This is a genomic window from Runella aurantiaca (genome assembly GCF_003339505.1).
Classification (GTDB): domain Bacteria; phylum Bacteroidota; class Bacteroidia; order Cytophagales; family Spirosomataceae; genus Runella; species Runella aurantiaca.
Window position 1 is genome coordinate 393,987 of the sequence record NZ_QPIW01000002.1, and the last position, 20,464, is coordinate 414,450.

General features: G+C 46.4%; 19 protein-coding genes. 5 read left to right on the forward strand and 14 right to left on the reverse strand.

Translation table 11 applies throughout. The features are described from left to right. Positions 1-4 precede the first annotated feature (4 nt). Complete coding sequence (locus DVG78_RS04810) at positions 5-1,300, forward strand: PQQ-dependent sugar dehydrogenase (RefSeq protein WP_114459906.1); 1,296 nt, start codon at positions 5-7, stop codon at positions 1,298-1,300. Positions 1,301-1,468: 168 nt separating this feature from the next. Here the strand turns inward: DVG78_RS04810 and aac(6') are convergent, their stop codons facing one another. From aac(6') to DVG78_RS30190, 7 genes are all read right to left on the reverse strand, one after another. Further along, positions 1,469-1,906, reverse strand: a complete 438-nt coding sequence (aac(6'), locus tag DVG78_RS04815; protein WP_114459907.1) for an aminoglycoside 6'-N-acetyltransferase — start codon at positions 1,904-1,906, stop codon at positions 1,469-1,471. 700 nt (positions 1,907-2,606) lie between these two features. Further along, positions 2,607-3,026 (reverse strand): DUF6326 family protein, encoded by a 420-nt coding sequence (locus DVG78_RS04820; RefSeq protein ID WP_114459908.1) that lies wholly within the window; start codon positions 3,024-3,026, stop codon positions 2,607-2,609. A gap of 10 nt (positions 3,027-3,036) precedes the next feature. Beyond that, positions 3,037-3,660, reverse strand: coding sequence for a hypothetical protein (locus DVG78_RS04825; protein ID WP_114459909.1), 624 nt, complete (start codon positions 3,658-3,660; stop codon positions 3,037-3,039). 204 nt (positions 3,661-3,864) lie between these two features. Beyond that, positions 3,865-4,482: a hypothetical protein gene (locus tag DVG78_RS04830; protein ID WP_114459910.1), complete on the reverse strand. Its 618-nt coding sequence runs from the start codon at positions 4,480-4,482 to the stop codon at positions 3,865-3,867. A gap of 84 nt (positions 4,483-4,566) precedes the next feature. Continuing rightward, positions 4,567-5,145: a Crp/Fnr family transcriptional regulator gene (locus DVG78_RS04835; protein ID WP_114460052.1), complete on the reverse strand. Its 579-nt coding sequence runs from the start codon at positions 5,143-5,145 to the stop codon at positions 4,567-4,569. Between the two features lie 189 nt (positions 5,146-5,334). Continuing rightward, a complete protein-coding gene (locus tag DVG78_RS30185) occupies positions 5,335-5,568 on the reverse strand; it encodes a hypothetical protein (RefSeq protein WP_199563194.1) in 234 nt (77 codons plus the stop codon). 18 nt (positions 5,569-5,586) lie between these two features. Then, positions 5,587-5,889: a hypothetical protein gene (locus tag DVG78_RS30190; protein ID WP_199563195.1), complete on the reverse strand. Its 303-nt coding sequence runs from the start codon at positions 5,887-5,889 to the stop codon at positions 5,587-5,589. Between the two features lie 339 nt (positions 5,890-6,228). Between DVG78_RS30190 and DVG78_RS04845 the strand changes: the two genes are divergently transcribed. After that, the gene (locus tag DVG78_RS04845; protein WP_114459911.1) at positions 6,229-8,112 is read left to right on the forward strand and encodes a sialidase/neuraminidase family protein; all 1,884 of its coding nucleotides are present in this window, start codon (positions 6,229-6,231) and stop codon (positions 8,110-8,112) included. Between the two features lie 142 nt (positions 8,113-8,254). Here the strand turns inward: DVG78_RS04845 and DVG78_RS04850 are convergent, their stop codons facing one another. Next, positions 8,255-10,945 (reverse strand): permease prefix domain 2-containing transporter, encoded by a 2,691-nt coding sequence (locus DVG78_RS04850; protein ID WP_229598133.1) that lies wholly within the window; start codon positions 10,943-10,945, stop codon positions 8,255-8,257. An 8-nt stretch (positions 10,946-10,953) separates the two neighbouring features. Continuing rightward, positions 10,954-11,325 (reverse strand): PadR family transcriptional regulator, encoded by a 372-nt coding sequence (locus DVG78_RS04855; RefSeq protein WP_114459912.1) that lies wholly within the window; start codon positions 11,323-11,325, stop codon positions 10,954-10,956. Positions 11,326-11,601: 276 nt separating this feature from the next. On the opposite strand from DVG78_RS04855, the gene DVG78_RS04860 reads away from it, so the two are divergent. Beyond that, positions 11,602-13,050, forward strand: a complete 1,449-nt coding sequence (locus DVG78_RS04860; RefSeq protein ID WP_114459913.1) for a Gfo/Idh/MocA family protein — start codon at positions 11,602-11,604, stop codon at positions 13,048-13,050. Between the two features lie 252 nt (positions 13,051-13,302). Further along, positions 13,303-13,470 carry a hypothetical protein gene (locus DVG78_RS30010; protein ID WP_158549967.1) on the forward strand — a complete coding sequence of 56 codons (168 nt, stop codon included), beginning with the start codon at positions 13,303-13,305 and terminating at the stop codon, positions 13,468-13,470. 11 nt (positions 13,471-13,481) lie between these two features. On the opposite strand, the gene DVG78_RS30610 is transcribed toward DVG78_RS30010, so the two are convergent. The 5 genes from DVG78_RS30610 to DVG78_RS04885 form a co-directional block, all read right to left on the reverse strand. Next, a complete protein-coding gene (locus tag DVG78_RS30610) occupies positions 13,482-13,721 on the reverse strand; it encodes an integrase core domain-containing protein (RefSeq protein WP_147276992.1) in 240 nt (79 codons plus the stop codon). Positions 13,722-13,752: 31 nt separating this feature from the next. Beyond that, complete coding sequence (locus tag DVG78_RS04870; RefSeq protein WP_114459915.1) at positions 13,753-14,337, reverse strand: DDE-type integrase/transposase/recombinase; 585 nt, start codon at positions 14,335-14,337, stop codon at positions 13,753-13,755. Next, complete coding sequence (locus DVG78_RS04875) at positions 14,334-14,618, reverse strand: transposase (RefSeq protein ID WP_114459916.1); 285 nt, start codon at positions 14,616-14,618, stop codon at positions 14,334-14,336. Before DVG78_RS04875 ends, DVG78_RS04870 begins: the two co-directional genes overlap by 4 nt. Before the next feature lie 163 nt (positions 14,619-14,781). After that, positions 14,782-17,001, reverse strand: a complete 2,220-nt coding sequence (locus DVG78_RS04880; RefSeq protein ID WP_114459917.1) for a ligand-binding sensor domain-containing protein — start codon at positions 16,999-17,001, stop codon at positions 14,782-14,784. Between the two features lie 65 nt (positions 17,002-17,066). Continuing rightward, a complete protein-coding gene (locus DVG78_RS04885; RefSeq protein WP_229598134.1) occupies positions 17,067-19,313 on the reverse strand; it encodes a ligand-binding sensor domain-containing protein in 2,247 nt (748 codons plus the stop codon). Between the two features lie 352 nt (positions 19,314-19,665). On the opposite strand from DVG78_RS04885, the gene DVG78_RS04890 reads away from it, so the two are divergent. Next, positions 19,666-20,208 (forward strand): RNA polymerase sigma factor, encoded by a 543-nt coding sequence (locus DVG78_RS04890; protein ID WP_114459919.1) that lies wholly within the window; start codon positions 19,666-19,668, stop codon positions 20,206-20,208. Positions 20,209-20,464 lie beyond the last annotated feature (256 nt).

Consider the following 20,464-nt stretch of genomic DNA (forward strand, 5'->3'; position numbering starts at 1 on the left):
TACGATAATGCATCCATTTCTAAAAACGCTCTCCGTTGCTGCCGCGTTGGTAACGGTAAGCGGTTTGGCCGCCTACAAAAGTGACGACGCCACGGCTCCCAACGCTAAAAAAACAACCACGGGCATCATTCCTGCCACCGATATTAAAATGCCTGCTGGCTTTTCCGCCACCATTTTGGCCGAAGATTTGGAAACGCCGCGTCACTTGACGGTTTCGAAAGGCGGTGATATTTACGTAAAAATCAACAAACTCAAAGACGGCAAGGCCATCTATCGCCTGCGTGATACCAACGGCGACGGTGCCATTGACGAAAAAGTGGGTTTCGGAGATTACAAAGGCTCGGGTATTTTTATTCGCGGGGGCTATCTGTATGCTTCTTCCAATACGGGTGTTTACCGATACAAACTCAATGAAAAAGAAGAAGTGATTGATATGAACAATCCTGAGCAGATTGTGAAAGGATTGGTGAGCAAGGGCCGCGATGAAGCCAAAAATATTGCGGTCGATAACAACGGCTACGTGTACGTAAATGTAGGCTCTTACGACGAAACCTGCAAAGAAGCGGGCACCAACAAAGGCAAAATGCCGTGCCCATTGCTGGATTCGGTGGGCGGCATCTGGCGTTTCAAAGCCGATCAATTAAATCAGCAGTATTCCGACGGCATTCGCTACGCTACAGGCCTGAAAAACGTGGTAGGATTAGACTGGAATTCAGGCACTAATTCATTGTTTGTGATGATGCACGGACGGGGCAAGTTCCACGACGTATTTCCGCAATACTATACCCCGCAAGACAGCGAAAAACTCCCCGCCGAAACCATGTACGAAGTCCACGAAGGCGATGATGCCGGTTGGCCGTACGTGTACTATGATCCGTTCCAAAAGAAAAAAATCCTTTGCCCCGAATACGGCGGAGACGGTAAAAAAACGGGCGGCGAAAAAGCCATCAATCCCGTCGCTGATTTTCCAGCGCACATGGGCCCCAACGCCGTGCTTTTTTATACGGGAAAAATGTTTCCTGCCCGCTACAAAAACGGTACGTTTATCGCTTTCCACGGCCAAGCTCCTAGCCTCAAAAAAGGCTACATGGTGGCGTTTGTGCCTTTCAAAAATGGTAAACCTTCGGGTCCTTGGGAGATTTTTGCCGACAATTTTGCGGGTACCGACCTCGCCAAACCCACGGGCCCTATTCAACACCGCCCCACGGGCCTCGCCCAAGGTCCTGATGGCTCGTTGTACGTCACCGATGATTTGAACGGAACCCTGTACCGCATTGCCTACAAGGCTCCCAAGAAATAGCGTTGGTTTTATCCTACAAAAAAGCGCACGTCAGCAATGGCGTGCGCTTTTTTTGTGCCTTTGCGGGTATTCTCAGCCGCAATCAATAGGGGCTTGCAAAATCAAGGCGGGCTGTTGGTGGAAGAACACCAACAGCGGCATAAACTCACCCGCAATAGAGGCCAGGGGCTACAATGCTTTGATAAAACACACGATACGCTCGGCCTCGGTAAACCCTATTTTTTGATGAAACTCGATACTTGTCGAATTTTCCACGGGAGTATCAGACGCCATTTGGGTGAGCCCTTTTTGCTTGGCCCAGGTCTCCGAAATCGCCATTAGTTGTTTGGCAACGCCCTGCTTTTGATACTTCGGCTTTACATATATGCCCTCCACGTAGGCCACGGGCAGGTCGTCGGCACCTTCCACATACTCATGCCGAATGCTGACGTGCACAAAACCGATGTACTCCTCCTGCTCCCGAGCAACGTAGCAAATGTCATTTTCTGACTCAATCAGCTCCGCAAACTGTTCGTACTCTTCCTCAAATACGCATTCGGGCCAGAGTTTCAACGCGAGTTCAGTCAGGGCTTGGCAGTTGTGGGTTGAAAGGGCTTCGATGTGCATAAAAACGTTTCAAGTTTTGGTTAGGGTGCTGGGGAGTTTTTGGTGGGTGTTTCGGTATTAGTACTCGTAAAGAAGGGGTAGGGGCTAAGAGGGATAACGCCCCAATTTTACAAAACCTTGGTGTTCTATCTGTCTTTATTATTTGTTAAAGACAATTTTGTTAATCCAATGCTATATCACTTAAAATTATATTTCTTGGTTCTTAACATGTTTGCTACCCTTAACTCTATATACACTAGCCACCCTATGATAAGAATTTCAGCCAAAAAATAGGCTAATCCTATGCGCGTTAAGCTGTTGTAATAAGCATATAAAACGGTCGTCGTCAAAATGCAATACAAAAAATTACTAATACCTATTATTCTTAAATAGGGTGTCCAACAATCTTTAAGCAAGAAATAACACGACATAGAATAAACACAATAAACCAGACCAATTTCTGACAAGTATGTCAAAATGTTGGCTGGCATGCCAAAGTAATTGTAGTAATGCCTTAAAACAAAAAACAAGACAAATGTTGTCAATGCTGCACCCAAACCGTCAAGTAGAAAAAGCGTCCTTGGTTTCCTTGAAAAGTAATCTATTGTGCTTTTGATACTAATTTCCATTTAGTTTTCTCTATGAAAGATTGCGTCAATCGTCTTTTTTGGGTCAATATTTAACATTACTGACATCCATAAAATTTTTCGTTAGTGGATTTTCATGTTTCAATACGAGGCCATTTCCATGCATAACGGATAATTAACCAAAGAAGAACGACTTCTATAACCGCGCCAAACACCATGTGCATCCAAGCTTCTCCTGCCAAATTAAACAATGTAAAAGGAATATACACCGTGGCAATAATGATATTTACCCAGCGATTTACTTTAGCCGGCAGGGCAACAGAAAGGAAAATCATCAGTGCTGGAATTGTCACAGAGGCGAGTGCTGCCAAGAGAAATCCTTGTGTAATATCAAATACAAACACCCTCCCTTTCAGAATATTTTCTATCTTACTCGGCATATATAAGGCAAAATAATCAACATAGATATAGAGAAACATAAAACTTGCCCACAGCGTGGCAAGTTTTAGTTTCACACTGACTTTGATATCTTCCAGTGAGTTTTGGGTATTCATGAATTATCAATTAAAAATTAACTCCGAAATGTAGCCCGGGTTCAGGTGTCCATTTTGGCCACTTGTCATCTTTTTCTTTAAATCCATTAGGCATTTCAGTGAAGTAAGGACGACCAGCAATACCAAGAGATGGTTCTATGAAAACCCTATCCTTAAAGAGTTTAATGTGATAGCCAATTCGATAAGTGTTGAATATAATGAAACCCTTGCCCACCTTATCACCGTTTTCATTCTTATATTTTTGCCACATGGGCGTTACATGTACTGCTGCGTAAAGACCTTTCCAAAAATACCTTTGATAAGCTAAACCAATTCCATATTCTCTTATATAACCAGGATATTTCTCTTCAGGTGTTCCGTATGCCTCATTATAAAAGGGGTTAATACCAAGTGGCCAAGCATGTTTCCAAGTTATTAGTTCAAGAGAAATAACATCTTTTCCTGTAATACGATAACCTAAATTCAGCTGAGCAAAGCCCGGAGGGTTTACTTGATCAAAATTGCCCAGTAAAAATAAAGTGCTACCAACGAACCACCGTTTGTAAGTGCTGTCTGTTTTAGCATATTGTGCATTCACCTGTAAACTGCTTGCCAACACTAAGGCAAGTCCAATCCATAAAATTTTCTTTTGCATGTCTGTTTTAATTGATGTTAAACGATACTGCAAAAGTAGATTGGCAATAGACTTAAAATCGTTCACTTAAGTTAAGAAATGAAGTTACTCTTAGCTTTTTTTCAAGATTCTTGCTCCTAGTCTGCGGCTTAATGACGGAGGTTTAATACCCCAGATAGCCCGCTAATTGGCATTGTGGAGATGTTAAAATTGACGGTACAATTACTAAAAGTTAAACCCAAAATCAAGCCCCGGTTGAATAAAGTAGTTATTCCACCGTTGTTCTACGGCTTTAAAAGATGCTGGAACATTGGTTCTTACAGGCCAATAACTGATTCCGATAGCTGGTTCAAAAAAGAAGCGATTTTTAAAAAACTTAAACTGATAACCCAAATAGAAGTCTAGGTACAAGGTGTATCCATTGCCGATCTTTTTCTTATTCTCATCCAAATATTTTTCAAAAGCATTCAAGGCATAAACGGATGTATAGACTCCTTTCCACCAAAACCGCTGGTAACCTATTTGAGGAGCAAGTATACGTGCATGTCCAGGATAGTTTAGTCCGGGGGCGTCAAATGATGGCCCAAAAGGAATACCTAGTGGCCAAGCATAAATTGATCTTTTAAATCTAAATTGAACAACATCTTTGGGGGTTATTCTATATCCAGCATTTAATTGAATATACTCAGGATTGTTTGTTTTATCTAAATTTCCAAACATCAAGAATGAACTCCCAATAAACCACTTTTTATAGGTGCTGTCTTTTTTGGCAATTTGTGCATTCACCTGTAAACTACCTGCCAATACTAAGGCAAGTCCAATCCCTAAAATTTTCTTTTGCATGTCTTTTTAATTGATGTTAAACGATACTGCAAAAGTAGATTGGCGAGATACTATAACTCGTTCACTTAAGTTAAGAAATACGTTTTAGCTCTTTTTTTCAAGAATTCTTGCTCTTAGCCTGCTCAGTGATTGTGGCTTAATGCCTAAATAACTCGCTAACTGGTGCTGTGGCACCCGTTGAATAAGGTCTGGGCGTGATTGCAATAAATTCAAATATCGTTGTTCCGGTGAAGAAGTCTTAAACTCGTCAAAATCTATTCGTTGTTTAGCTAAAAGTTCTTCCGACAAGACTCTGCACATTATTTCAAACTTTGGAAATTTACTGTTTATTTCTACTTCCATATCAGAATTTGAAACTGTAAGTATCGTATCTTCTACACAACTTACATAATATTCGGACGGAGTTTTGTTTATTACACAAGGTGGTGTAAAAGCTTCCATTTCTGTGTAGAAAGCAGTAGTTTTTTCTTCACCATCCAAAATATAATATGTTCGAATACAGCCTTTCAGCACAAAGTAACTTTCTTTTGATTTTTGTCCTTCTTTGAGTAAAATCGTCCCTTTCTTTACCGAGTGAAATAGGTCTAACGAAATGAGTGCGTTCTGCTCATCTTCTGTCAGAGAAACGTATTTTGAGATAAAGTCAAATAGTATGTTTTTCATTGTTTCGTTGCTGTTAATGGGTGTGTTATAATGTCTGATAACGGTTTTCGGCTTGGCGATGTGGCGGATTTTTAGCATCCCGAAAGCATTCGGGATGCAATAGAATTCCTGCTGTTGAACCTTGCACAGATGTTTGATGTAAGCATCGCACCAGCGACCCGGTTCAGCCGCCATATAGCCAAACCGATGTTAGCTGATGTTTTTTCTTCCCTTTTCGTCAAGTTTTATAATTAAGTCGTAAAAGTCTTGGTATTGGTCTTGAAATTCTTCTGCCGTTTCGTGGTCCCACAGTACTATTGGGTAATTGTTGTCACCTTGATTTCTATTTGTGTCAAAACAAAGCAGTCCCCAATCACTCCAATTTATAAATGGAATATATCCTTTGTCGATAAGAAATTCTCTTGGAAAACCGTCAAAAATCATTTCGGTTAAACTTGCTCTCTAAGTATTGACAGGATGTTCACAAAATGAAGCTTCAAAAATTTGAAGTTCATAGAAATGTTTATGTTTTAAAAATGCTTTATAGTCGTCAGGAAAAATGTGTCTAATTCGACCTTCGATTTCTTCAATTTCACTATCAGTTACTTTGCTATCAATTGGAAGCCAAATTCGCCACTCTTCATTTTTATCTTGATTTGGGTCTGACATTTCAGTTTCAATTTGTCCTGGCAACTTGTTAAGTTCGATGTCAACCCATTTTTTTAAATAGGTGTCAATTATATTTTTTATTTTCTGTTCTTTCATTGCGGTGTCGTTCTAAAATATCAGCTAACTCTCCAATATGCGAAAGTTTTACGACCCGCCGCAGCGGTCGTACTTTTTGTGTTTATTTAAACTTTATTGAGCTTTTATTATATTATTTGCGGTTGTTTTTTTGTGCTATCAGTATTCAAATATAGCGAACTACCCAGAAAAAATAGTACAAACTTCCCCAATTCCTCCCGAAAGCTACCAGTTTTTACACCTTTCAGCAAGTCGTGTCATAAAATTGTTACCAAGCGGTAGTTTGCCTAAAAAAGAGGTGGCACTAGCCCAAAAACGCCTTGTTGCAGTATTCATTTCAAGAAAATCCTGTTGAAAAAGATGATGAACAAAGCGTATTGGTACGGCATGGCCTTGGTTTTTGGCAGTGGAATAGGGGTAGCCCAAACGGGCAGCATCCACGAACCCGTGCGGTACGTGGGCGGCGAAAGCGTAGACCCTCAGGTGCATGAGGGGCGGTTGCGGTACGCGGTAGGCGTGGAAAGTCGCCAAACGCTCCGCGTCAATCGTACGCACCCCGAGCTGGCCGATGGCTTTGGATGGACCTATAATCACGCCTCCAACCTGTGTTATTGGAACGATACCTTCTATCAGCAATACCTCAGCAACCCCGTAGATGAGCACATTGCGCCGGGGCAAACGCTGATCGTGACCTCCAAAGATGGGCGTACTTGGAGCAAACCCACGGTGGTGTTTCCGCCGTACGTGGCCCCCAAGGGCGTTAAAATTCCCAAAGGGTCGGATGGCTACATGATGCACCAACGCATGGGTTTTTATACCGCACCCAACGGGCGGCTGTTGGTATTGGCTTTTTACGCCCACACCGAAGAGCCGTTTAAGGAAGGCGGCATCGGGCGCGTGGTGCGCGAGGCCTACAAAGACGGCACCTATGGTCCCATTTATTTTATCCGTTACAGCAGTCACACTACCGTCGACGGCATGAAGTGGAACGAGAAGAACACGAGCTATCCGTTTTACCAAAAATCCACCGACAAAGGCTTTTTGGAGGCCTGTAATGCACTTTTGGCCGACAAGCTCATGACCTTGCAATGGCGCGAAGAAGACCTTGGGCTGGACGGGTTTTATAAAAATAATCTCGACAAATCGCTTGATATTCAGGCGTTATCGTACTACCACCGCAAAGACGGCAAAGTGGTGGCGCTGTGGAAACGCTCCAAAGCGGCGTTATCAGACGACGAGGGCCTAACTTTTTCTACGCCCGTCAAAGTGCCGACGCTGACCATGGCGGGTGGCAAGCAGTGGGGGCAGCGCACCGACGACGGGCGCTACGCCATCGCGTACAATCCCATCGAAATGGACGAGCACCGTTTTCCGCTCACGGTCATCACGGGCGACGATGGCGCTATTTTTGACAATATGCTGCTCGTGCAGGGCGAAGTGCCGCCGCGTCGGTTTTTTGGGCGTTGGAAAGACTTTGGCCCCTGCTACGTGCGCGGCATCGAAGAAGGCAACGGCAATCCTCCCGGCAATGATCTGTGGCTGTCGTACAGCATGAACAAAGAAGATATTTGGGTCAGCCGCGTGCCTACGCCCGTGCGCTATGCGGTCAAAGGCAACATCAACGACGGTTTTGACGCGCTCGACCTCAACGGCAGCGTGCCAGATTGGAACGTATACGCTCCCCAGTGGGCCCCCGTTACGGTGGTCAACACGCCCAAATCCACGGGAAAATGCCTCGAATTGTCGGACAAAGACCCGCATGATTACGCCCGCGCCATTCGGGTATTTGAAGAAGGCACGCAAATTGAATGTTCGTTGAAAGTACAACCCGCCCAAAACCAAAACGGCTCGCTCGAAATCGACCTCACCGACCGCTATGGCAACCGCCCCGTTCGGGTGCGGTTTGACGAAAAAGGAAACATCATCGTCGCCGACGGAGGCACGGAGAAAATCGTGCAGACCTACCAGCCAGCGCAGTGGTACGAACTGACGTTTACGGTCAATGCAACGTTGGCGGGAAGTTTTGATTTGAGCATCAACGGCAAAAAAGTGTTAGAAAAAGCAGCCTTGGCCGAAGCCGTCAAATCGGTGGAGCGCCTGTCGTTGCGCACGGGCCCTTACCGCAATTTACCCAACCGTAAGTCACCCAACGAAGACCCGCACCCACCGCTCGCTGGCGCCGACGAACCCGTAACACAGGCGGTTTTTTACGTGGACGATGTTTCAATAAAAGCAATAAAATAAAACCAGTAACGTCGGCGAGGTTCAAAACCTCGCCGACGTTGCATTGTCTTACTCTGATAACATCCGAATAACGCCGGTAAGCAATTCCATTGTGGGCTTGAAGCCGCAGACGCGCAGTCCTTGCCGACGTTAAAAATTTGTATTATTCTGATTTTAAAGACTTTATCGGATTGACCAAGGCGGCTTTTATAGTTTGAAAGCTGACGGTGGCCAACGCAATGAGAATAGCGGCAAAACCAACCGCCACGAAGACCCACACGCTGATTTCTACGCGCACAGAATAATTGTCCAACCATGATTTCATGCCAAACCACGCCAACGGAATGGCAATGGCGAGAGAAATTAGCACCAGTTTGACAAAGTCCTGCGAAAGCACAATGATAAGATTGGGAATGCCCGCGCCCATTACTTTTCGAATACCAATTTCTTTGGTGCGCTGTTCGATGATCATGAGCGCAACAGCAAATAGCCCCATACAGGACAATAAAATGGCAATACTGGCCGCAAGGCTCAAAACCCGCGTGAGCATTTCTTCGTTTTGGTACCATGCGTCGATGTTTTCGTTCAGAAACGAACCCATGAATTCCGACTGCGGAGCCACCTCTTTCCATACGCTTTTGAGGCGGTCCATTGACTGAACCAAGCTCGATGGAGCTACCCGCACAAACACGTAGCGAATGGGGGCGTTGGAGGATAGGTGCATCGAAATCGGGCGACTTTTTTCCGCAACTGAATACAAATGGAAATCAGGGACAACACCGATGATTTGCGATTTGGTATGGGAGCTGTCGCTGTCGTCGCCGAACAATAAACCGACGGGATTGGTCTCGCCCATGGCTTTGGCCATGCTTTCGGTGATGATGACCTTGTTTACTGAATCTGACGGATACGCACGGCTAAACTCTCTCCCCGCCGTTGGTTTGATGTTCAGGGTTTTGAAATAATCATAATCAATCAGCAACCAATCCGATTCAACGGCTCTTCCTTTGTAGGTAAAACCAATCGTAGACCTTGAACTAACGCGGTCTTTGCCACGACCCAGATTGACGTCCGTTCCCGTGACTGCCAGTACCGAAGGGTCGTTGGCGAGCTGGTTGCGTAGGCGTCCGAGTGTTTGTCGGCCATTGACTTGATTGCCGACGGGAATACTGATTACCTGCTCTTTGTCAAAGCCCAGCGGGCGGGTGCGCAGGAAATCTACTTGCTGTGAGGCAATGATGGTGCAGCAAGCCAACAAGGTTGACATAGAAAACTGGCTAACGATAAGTGAGTTACGTAAAATCCCAGGGCGCTTAATCGAAACTTTTCCTTTCAACACTTCCACGGGATTGAAGCGGGTCATTTGCCAAGCCGGATAGCCCCCTGCCACCAAGGTAACGAGTAGAAACAGACCGAAAATAAGCGCGATAAAGCCCGGTTGAAGGAGGTAATCAAGGGTAAGTCGGGCGTCAAATCGGGCATTGAATTCGGGTAAAAGCGTATACGCCAAGGTGATACCTACGCCAAAACTAACAAAACAAATGAGCGTGGATTCACTCCAAATTTGGATAAAAAGCTGATTTTTGAGCGCGCCCAACGACTTGCGTACGCCTACTTCTTTGGCGCGGGTAAACGACCGTGCAATGCTCAGGTTGATAAAGTTCATACACGCAATCAACATGATAAAGAAGCCGATGCCCATCAAGATGTACACGATGGCAATTGGAGTACCTTTTGAACCTGCTATTTCACGGTCAAAGTGAACCTTCGAAAGTTGCTGTAGCCGCACGGCAAACAGGTCGCCGAGCGCGTCGGGTTTGGCGCCTTTTTTGGTTAGTTCTTTGAGTTGAGCAGGAAAGTATTTTTTGGTAAATGCTTTCAAACGATTTTCAAAAGCAGCTTGACTGACATGAGCGGGGAGTTTTACAAAAGCGGAATGGGAGTCATTGCTCCAATTGTCTTTACTGCCTTGATAACCTGGCGCGTTTTCGATGCGAATTAACGCATCGTATTGAATAGTCGAATTGTGAGGAGCATTACCCGCTATACCCGTCACGAGGTATTGCTTCCGGTCGCTATCGTTGCCGAGAAAGATGATTTTACCCATTGGGTCTTGGGTTCCAAAGGCGGTTTTGGCCATGTTTTCGCTCAGTACCACGCTGTTTATGTCACGGAGGGCTGTTTCTCGGTTGCCTTTGAGGAGTGGAAATGAGAAAATTTTGAAGAAATCGGGGTCGGTCATGGTGGCCAACTTGTCGAAATACTTCCCGTTGACTTCAATCAAACTCTTGCGGCCAGTCATGATGCGGGCTGCTTCCAACTCGGGGAAGTCGGCTTTCAGGGCGGGGACCAGCGGTAAAGGCATCGAATTCGTCTTGGTGTTTTTTTCGGGATCACTGGTGAAAAAGTACGTTCGAAAAATCCGTTCACCATCGGCATGAAAGGAATCAAACGTCAATTGCAAATAAGCGGTCAGGAATAAAAACACACAAATACAGAACGCCACCGAAAGGCCAACCACGTTAATGGCGGCGTAGCCTTTGCTTTTCCAAAGGTTACGAAATGCGATTTTGAAATAATTGCGCAACATGGTCATGGATAGTAAATAAGGGGATGAATAAGGGGACGGTTTGCGTTTTAAAACAGACGGGCGCATATACGTGAGAACATCCCGCCAATACAGATTTCGGGCTTGGCGCTCGCCTAGTCGACTGACTCTCAAGTGGAAGCGTTCGTGCAAGTCGCCCATCACCTCTTCGCGTAGGTGAGGCGCACAGCACCATTCCATCCATTGGTCGAGCCACTTGGGCGGAGCAGGCGGGGTTGCGGACTGATTGGGATTATGGCTTTTCATAGTACTCATCAGGTTAAATGAATATCGGGGTTAGCAGTGTCGAAAGACTCGCTGGGGCGCAAGGTTTGGGGCAGGATTTTATCCCACAAATTATTCCGTACGGAGCGAACCTCCGTTAAAATCCGGCTGCCCAATGCCGTCACCGTAAACAAGCGTTTTCGGCGTCCTCCACGCTCGGCGGTGGCCTCCCCCAAGCCAGAAGCAACGTAGCCTTTTTGCTCAAGCCGTTGCAAGGCGGCGTGAACGCCCCCAGTACTGACGGGGCGGCCTGTTTGTTGTTCAAGTTCTTCGGCAATCATCACAGAATATGCGTTGGGCGATAGCGCGGCCACTGCCAACAAGACCACTTCTTCAAATTCACCTAAATCACTGCGTCGCATGTGTCGAAAATTAGGGTCTTTAGGTTTACGTTTATATTATCTATTTCTGTATATAAAATACCTTGCCAAACGCCACACTACGCCTTTTTAGCTTAAAATGGCCTGTTTTGTTCAATAAATAGGTTTTTCATTGTCCAAAAACGGACAGTGTCTGTACGGGCATGGACAATGTCCGTGGCAATAATTTTTTTTTTAAAAGACAGGTACGATTCCCTTGTTATTCAGTAGTATACCGTCAACGCTCCGTTCCTAAACCTCAAAATTTTATTTGTTATCATGGAAGAACAAAAAATCAAGCTTGATTCCAATAGCCGCCGCGACTTCATCAAAGCCTCTTCTCTGGCGGCCACGTCGTTTTTTATTGTTCCACGCCACGTACTGGGCAAAGGTTTCGTTGCGCCGAGCGACAAACTCAACATTGCTGGCATTGGGGTAGGGGGCAAAGGGAAAAGCGATTTAGCGTCGTTTGCGGCCAGTCCTAACGTCAACATCGTAGCCCTTTGCGACGTAGACGACCGGCAGGCGGTGGAGTCTCGCACCAAATTCCCGAAAGCCACTTACTACAAAGATTTTCGGGAAATGTTGGCCAAAGAAAACAAAAACATCGACGCCTGTTCTATTTCTACGCCCGATAACACCCACGCCGTAGCCACCCTCGCCGCGATGCAGTTGGGCAAACATGTATACACGCAAAAACCCCTCACGCACGACATCTACGAAGCGCGGATTTTGGGACAGGCCGCCAAAAAATACAAGGTCGTGACCCAAATGGGCAACCAAGGTGGCTCGGGCAACGGCGTGCGCCGCATGAAAGAAATCTACGATTCGGGCATCATTGGCGATGTACATAAAGTATTGGCTTGGACCAACCGGCCCGTGTGGCCGCAAGCCGTACCGACCGATAAAACCTTTGAGATTCCGAAAGAATTGGATTATGATTTGTGGCTCGGACCCGCCAAAAAAGTGCCTTACAATGAGGCGTATTTGCCTTGGAACTGGCGTGGCTGGTGGCCCTATGGTACGGGTGCCTTGGGCGATATGGCTTGCCATATTATGGACCCGATTTATCGAATTTTACCGATTGATTATCCAATTTCGGTAGAATGCAGCTTGGCCGGTACGTGGACATTTACTCTGCGACCTCAAGATGACAATCCCGATTGGACGCCGTTCTCATCTTCCATTCACTTGGACTATCCCCGCAAAGATGGCAAAGGCAACATCAAAGTAAGCTGGTACGACGGTGGTATTTTGCCCGAACTGCCCGAAGAATTATTGCCCGGAGAGAGCTTCGGTAACTCCGACGGCGGGGTATTGTTCATTGGTTCTAAGGGAAAACTGATGGCCGATTGCTACGGTGCCAAACCGCGTTTGTTGCCACTCAAGGCCAACGAAACGCTTAATATTCCCGAAACCATCGCCCGCGTTCCCGACGAAAACCACTATTTGCAGTGGGTCAACGCCTGTATCGCCGGCCACGGCAAAGGCGTGACGAGTTCGCCGTTTGAGTACGCGGCACCGTTTACCGAAAGTATTTTGATTGGAAACTTGGCGCTCCGCAGTTGGATGCTCCGCGACAACCCAACCGCCAAACGCACCGTGGATAAATACAACGGCCGCAAGAAGTTGTACTACGATGCCCCCAACATGAGAATCACCAACTATGAGCCAGCCAATCAATTCGTGAAGCGCGAGTACCGCGAAGGCTGGAGCTTGAACCTCTAATTACTATCCCTAACTATACCTTTTGCCGGGGCGGTTTCCAACGTTGGAAACTGCCCTTTTTTATGACTCTGCGGGTGCAATATGTCTTGGCAGGTGTTTTTCACCTGCAAAATGGAAGGGAAGAAATTGGCAGGGAGGATACCACCAAGGGTAAATAATTGTTATTTTTGGTAAAAAATGGATGCTATGGAATTGATTGTTAAGCCAAGAAACTAGGAGGAATTGCGTTTTGTGCAATCGGTCCTGAATCGGATGAAAATCAAAAACGAATTGCGCGAAACTGACGTAAAAAAACGTCGAAAGCAGGAGTTTCTTGATTCGCTAGAAGGCCGAGTCGAACAACTCAATAAAGCCATAAAGGGAGAAGTGAAATTAAGAACGTTTGAAATACTCCCCTTTGACTGGACAGCCAGTGAGTAATATTAATTTTATTAAGATGATTTTTCCCCCAAGAACCGATCATTAGGGACGTATCCTGTGCCAGTATGTTTACGTTGACAGTTATAAAATTCCACATACGCTTTTACGCCTCTATACAAATCTGCCCCGCCATTTGGAGGGTTTAAATATACATATTCGTGTTTGAGTGACCTCCAAAATCGTTCGATAAAAATGTTATCAAGTGCTCTACCCTTACCATCCATTGATACTTTTATACCCTTATCTAACAATGAACTAACAAAGGATGGGCTGGTAAATTGACTACGGCACCGGCCGCCCGGCTTGATCCGTATTAAATATTTCGGGTTGTCCTTCAGTACGGATAGTATCCAAAAGTATCTCCCGGCACCATTCCATACTCATTGTATTGGATATACTCCATCCAACAATCCTTCGGCTATAAACATCAATAATGGCAAACATGTACATAAATCCACGAAACATCGGGATGTAGGTGATATCAGCTTGCCATACCTGATTAGGACATTCTATTTTCAACCCCTTCAACAGATATGGATATTTATAGTCAGTTGCTTTTGCCTTACTTAGGTTGCGCTTCGGATAAATTGTACGTAAGTTCATGAGTTGGTAAAGCCTTCTGACACGCTTGACGCCTACGCGGTATCCCAAACCACATAGATAATCAGTCATACGTTCCACTCCATAAAATGGGCATTCCAGGAATTTTTCATCTACTACTTTCATCAGGCGTTGATTTAACAACGATTCCCCTTTTGGTTTAAAATAGTAGCTACTCCGCTGTAAACCAATCAATTCACACTGACCTAAAACACTTAACGCCTTATATTCAGGGCAAACAAGTCCACGTTTCTCAATGACACTCATTTCCCCAAGATTTTTTTTAAGAAGTCCACTTGCACCTGAAGTTCCCCGATCTTAGCGTATAATTCTTTCTCCTTAGGGTTTTCCGCTTCGTTTTCTGATGGGATCTCCTTACTGAACACTAACTCCGCATTCGCCATAAATGCCCGTTTCCAAGCTGCTATTTGCGTAGGATGGATTTGATACTTAGAAGCAAGTTCATGAACTGTGTTTGCTTCCTTAATCGCTTCAATAGCTACTTTTGCTTTGAAGTTCGCGCTGAATTTTCTACGTTCCTTTTTCATAGTCAACTACTAAATTAAAAAATTTAAGTAGCTGTCCAGATATTAGGGAGTATTATAGTGCGAGAAGCAGGCCCTTACAGGGTGATAAAATAGAGGTAATGAAAAAGGGTTGCAACTGCCTATGAAATAGGCGATTGCAACCCTTTTACTACGTATAGAAAATTTACTTCTTCGGAGCGCTGATGACGTTTAGGTAGCGGCCCATCCAGTAGGGCAGGAGCCAAATATCGCCGGCGCTGTGCTCGGAGGTGCCGTTGCTGCCCGTGCGGTCGAGGTTGAACATGTTGCCGTTGTGGCGCTGTACGGGGCGCTCGTCGGGTGGGAGCACTTCTTTGAGCGTTTGGTTGCGGAAATTGGGCGCTAATTTTTCCACGTCTTTGCGGTGGCTGTTGGAGATGGCCCAGTCGATGAGGTCGAGGGGGTGCTCTCTTAGGTACCAAGCGGCTTCGTTGAGGTCAAATTCTGACGTGCCCGTCAAGGCCGTGAAAATGTTCCAAGCACCTTCTTTTTCAGGGCGTTCGATTTGCCAGTGGTCGATGATGGCCTCTTTGTATTTGGCTTTGAGCGTGTCGTTGAAGGCATAACGGTACAGTCCCCAATAGCTCACAAAATACATTTCGTCGTCGGAGTGGTTCCAGCCGTCGGAGAGCAGTTTGCTGAGGTCGTCGGCTTCGCCGGGCGCGGGGCCGATTTCCTTCATGGGGCGCATGAGGTTTTCCAAATACCCGTGCTTTTGCATTAGCTCAAGCGCTTTTTCTTTGTAGATTTCTTTCTTGGTGAAATGATAGGCGGTTTGCAGCATCGCCGTGATATTGGACGAGGTGATTTTACGGTCACCCACGTTTTTTGGCATGGCATTGACGTATTCTGGACTCCAACGGCCCCAAGTGGTCGGTTTGCCGTCGTAGTCAATGAGGTAATAATTGTTCTTTACGATGTGGCCCATCAGGGTGTCAATCAGTGTAATGGCGCGGCTTTTCATGTCGGGGTCGTCGATTAGCTCGGCCATGGCTCCGAACGCAAAAATGTGCCCCACGGCTTCGTCGCTGCTGGTGGTGGCTTTCCAATCCCATTCGGGGTCGGTGGCGTGTTGCCAGCGCTCAGGGTCGGCAAGTTGGGAAATGTAACCGCTCCGCTCAAACGACCGCGACGGAAACCCAGGAACGGGGTTGATGGTGTAGAGGCGCTCCATGGCGTCGAGTGCTTCGCGGCAATTTTGGAGGGCATCTTGGTCTTTGGTCACGGCGTAGCGGAAAATCTCTCCGCCCAAATACATCGAAGTCCACAAGCCGTCGTTGTCGGAGTCGGCGAGGTAGCCAGAAGCGATGTTGCCTTTTTCCATGTTGTCCAATGAGGCATTAAAACCGTTGCGAATGTGGCGGCTGCGTACCTGCTCTTCGTAATACAAGGCTTTTTCTTCCAAGGTCATTTGTTTGAAACAAATCTGTCCCAAACCCGCCGTGGTCAACACCAGCACGGATTTGTTGGGGCCTTCGGCAATATGAACAACGCTGTTGCTCGGCAACCAACGCTCACCGTTGTAGTAATCAAATTTTCCGTCGGAGCGGAGCGCAAAAGCGCCGTTGGTGGTGCCAAACCACACTTTATCGCCGATGGCGTCCACGGCCGTAATTTCGGTCCACGGAAGTTTTTTACGGATTTCACCTACTTGTTTTTTGGTGGCGATGTCCCATTCGATGTAGCCGTCGGTGGTGCCGATGAAGAGCTTTTTACCATCGTCGGTGATGTCAAAGGCCGTGAAAGCTGCGCCCTGAAAAGCGTTGGTCAGTTGAGTACCCGCCAAGGTGTGCAACGATTTTTTGCCCAAGATCCAAAACGCATCGGCGTCGGCTTGGTAGCGAATCGAAACCACTTCGTCGCCGCCTAAATCGCCCTTCCAGAGCGAGGTCGAATCTTTGAGGAGTTGCAGTGATTTGCCGTCTGAAACCAAAAAAGTAAAGGCTTTACCACCTGCAAAAATTCGGGAGGCAGGAAGGGCGTGCTTAGAAAATAGCTTGCCAGCCCAGGCATTGCTCAACACGGTTTTGTCGTCCAAAAACACGAATTGATTTTCGTACACGCTCAATGCGGCGATTTTTTTGTCTTTCAAAGGACGATAGGTGCCGTCGGCTTGGAGTTTGCCGTGGTACAAAAACTGCCCGTCGTAGGGCTGAAACAGGCCTGCACTCGACAGGATTTTCACCACGCCGTTGCGGTCGCTGAACGCCGAAAGCAACGTGCCGTTGGTGGGTTCAGAATAAAATTTGACGCTGTAATCTTGCCAAAAGGGCACGTCTTCGTAGACGGGTTGGGTGGTGGTGTTTTTGCTGCACGAAAGGAATAATCCAAGACAACACAGCAATAGAAAGGTGGTTGAACGCATTTTGAGTGAATTACGAGTTATGAAATAGGATTGATAAATGTTAACTGATAAATGGGAAATGAAACTTATCGTATCATGTCAAGATAGCGGCCCATCCAGTAGGGCAACTGCCAGAAAACGGGTTCGCGTTCGCGGTGCGGGTCGCCTCCGGCGGCGGTCCACGGGTTTTTGTCCCACCGTACGGTCATACGGAGGCTGGCTGGTTGAAGAATGTTGACCTGTTGGTCTTCCAACACGGGCGTCCGTACAATTTTCAGGTCTTCGCGTTGGGTGTGGTCGATGTGCCAGTCGATGAGGTCGAGCGGGGTATCGACCAGAAAATCAACGGAATTGGCGAGCTCCACTTTTTGATTTCTTGAATAGCAATAAATAAAATTGATGAGTGGATTTTGGTCGGCTTTGCGTTTTTCAAACCATTCATCCATGTGTTTTTGGTAGAAGGCCAACCGCTGCGGGTCTTTTTCGCATTTCAATAAAATTGGATAAATGTACGCCTGCAACACCACATCAAAATAGATAAACCACGCGGGATTTTGGTGCACTATCTGCGCCATATTTTCCAGATAATGCTCCTTTTCGATGAGCCGCAGGTACTCACTTTGGTATTTGTCGTCGTTGGTCATGTAATGCGCCAATTTCAGAAAACCCAACAGTTCCATCGAGTTTTGATTTTTATCGGGGGCCCATTCTGGGTCACGGTTGAGTTGGTCGGGCGACCAAACCGACCAGCGCGTGGGCTTGCCGTCAATATCCACAAAGTTGTAATTGTGTTTGATGAGGTAATCCATGATGCGCGCCACGTGCTTGCGCACGACGGCTTTTTCGGCGTCGTCGGCCACCAGTTCGTAGTAAAAATAATAGCCAAACATGTGTCCGCACATTTCGTCGCTGCTAGTATCGCCTTTCCAGAGCCATTTGCCATCTTTGGACTTCCGCCAACGCACCTCCACGGGCTTGAAGCGCGGCTCTTTGACCAATTCGTCGGCCAATTCCTGGGGCGAAAAGCTACGGTTTTTGTCGTGAAGCACGCCTTTCCAATCAACAGGAACGATTGATCGGGCAAAAAAACCTTCGGTATCGGTCACTTCCTGCAATAATTTCAGAAATCCAAAGGCCTTTCGGGCATTGTCTTTGGCGTCGGGACTTTTGGTAACGGCGTACCGAAAACACTCCATGGCGAGGTAGTTGCCCGTGTATTCACCGTCGTTGTCGTCGTCTTCGGGCTGCCAGGTGGTGAGGTCGCCCGCTTTTTCTAAGCGGCATTGGCCCGCAATCCACGGGGCGCGGATGTGGCGTTTGAGGAGTACATCGTGGAAGTAATCGTTTTTTTGCGCCAAAGTCATTTTTTGGCGTTTGATAACACTCACCCCTTTCTTGGTTGCAATCCAAGCGTTGCCGTTTTGGTCAAAATCAATGTCAACCACGTGGTCGTCGAGGAGCCACCGGCGCGTAAACCGCAATGAGTGGGTGCCGTTTGGGTAATAGCGAACCACGCCTTTCTCGGTGCCGACCCACATCGTACCGTCGGGCGCGGCTTTGACGCAGGTGGCGTACACGGTGGGGAGGCCTTCGGCGGGGGTGATGGTTCGTATTTTTTTTTCGTCTTGGAGAATGGTTACTCCCCCCAAGCCTCCTGCCCAAATTCGTTGCTGAGTATCCGATGCGCTACCTTTTATATATGCGCTCAAAAGCTCATTTCTATTCCTTAAAATTCTGGTTTTTTCTACCTTATTAATATTATATAATCCAACGTCGCTGGCGAGCCATAAATTTCCTTTGGCATCGGTCATGGCATGGCGAACCGAACGGGGGATTTCCCAGTCTTTTTTTACAAACCGCTGCCCGTCAAATTGCCAAATTCCTTTGGGCCCGATGGCCACCAATCCGTCCTGCGTGGGGCAGAGGGCAGAGATGGGCGCTTCTACGCCCGAGAGGCGTTCGAGTTTTTGGTTACGTGACCGATAGACTCCTTCCCAAGTACCCACCCACGCTACATTGTCGGCGTCGACGGCGACGGAGAAAGCGGGCCCGTTTGGCCCCTCGGTCGGGAGGGGGCTCCAAGCGGATTGGTTGGCGTTTTTTACAAATACCCCCGCTGCGGTGGCAATCCATACGTTGGCGTTTTTGTCGACGGCAATACTGCGGACCTCGTTGGGTGCGGAAGCCGACGGATGGACGGGGTACGCTTCATGAAACTCCTGCCAAAATGCCGTGTCTTGATAAGAAGACAGCGGACTGACTTGACCGCTGACGTAGTTAATAGACGGTAAAAACAGGAGGATTAAGATACTTTTTTTGAGGAACGATTTCATTTTTGGCTGGGTGTCATGCACAGATATTACTTCGTTCGACTGGGTGCAGGCTATTGAGAAGTTGTCAATTTTAGCGAATAGGGGAATTTTTGTTTTTTGGGAGCGGTGAGGCAAGGCGATAGGCCTCAGTTATGAACGAATTGTTATGGCTAAATGATAGTTTTACAATGGTTTATAGGCTTTTATTAAGGATATATTACTTCTTTGATATTTTGCGCGATTTGAGGATATATTTACGCAATTTGAGACGGTTTCCCCAAAATAAGGGTGTAATTTTACTTTCACAATTCTAAGAATAAGTAGTCCTTTTACAATCTATCCCCAGTTTTAACCTTTCCCAAAAAACTACACCATGGCCTGTATCAGCGAATATACCCTGCGTAAAGTAATCCAAGGTGATCAGACTGCCTTTGCGGAGTTGTACAACCACTACAAAACCCCTGCGATTAAGTTTTGCGTTTCGCTCGTAAAAGATGAAGAGGAAGCAGAAAACATGCTGCATGAGGTCTTCATAAAGATTTGGGAAAAAAGAACCCAGATAAATCCAGAGCTCAACTTCAACTCCTATTTGTTTACGTGTTTGCGTAATTTGGCCTTTGACCATTTCAAAAAAATGGAAAAAAGCCATTTTATTCGTCAGCAGTACATGGAACGAATGGAGGATAGACACATCGACGAGATTGAAACCGAAGAGGCCAAGATTGTGCGCCTACGTTCGGCCATTGATTCGTTGTCAGAAAAGCGAAAAATCATTCTGAAGCTGAATGTGGAGGAAGGTAAATCTTATCAAGAAATTGCGGAGTTGATGCGTATTTCAAAAAATACCGTCAAAAATCAGTTGGTTAAAGCCAAGCAATTTCTGCGCGAGCGAGTAGACATGGCGGCTGTACTTTAATTGACCCATTCAATAAAGTTTGCACGGGTATAAAACCCGTAAATTCATACTGATATTGCCCTATTTTCAAAGATTTGTACCCCTACTTTTACTGCCTTATTCCTGTTACTAAATCCATCGTCTCCGAGATGGCTCACTATGTCTGTGTTTTATTTTTATACTGCTGAATTTGAATCACCTACTTATATATTTACCCGTACGTAACAAAAAAATAATCTTACTACGAATAGTACATCGCATAGGACAACCTGTATTT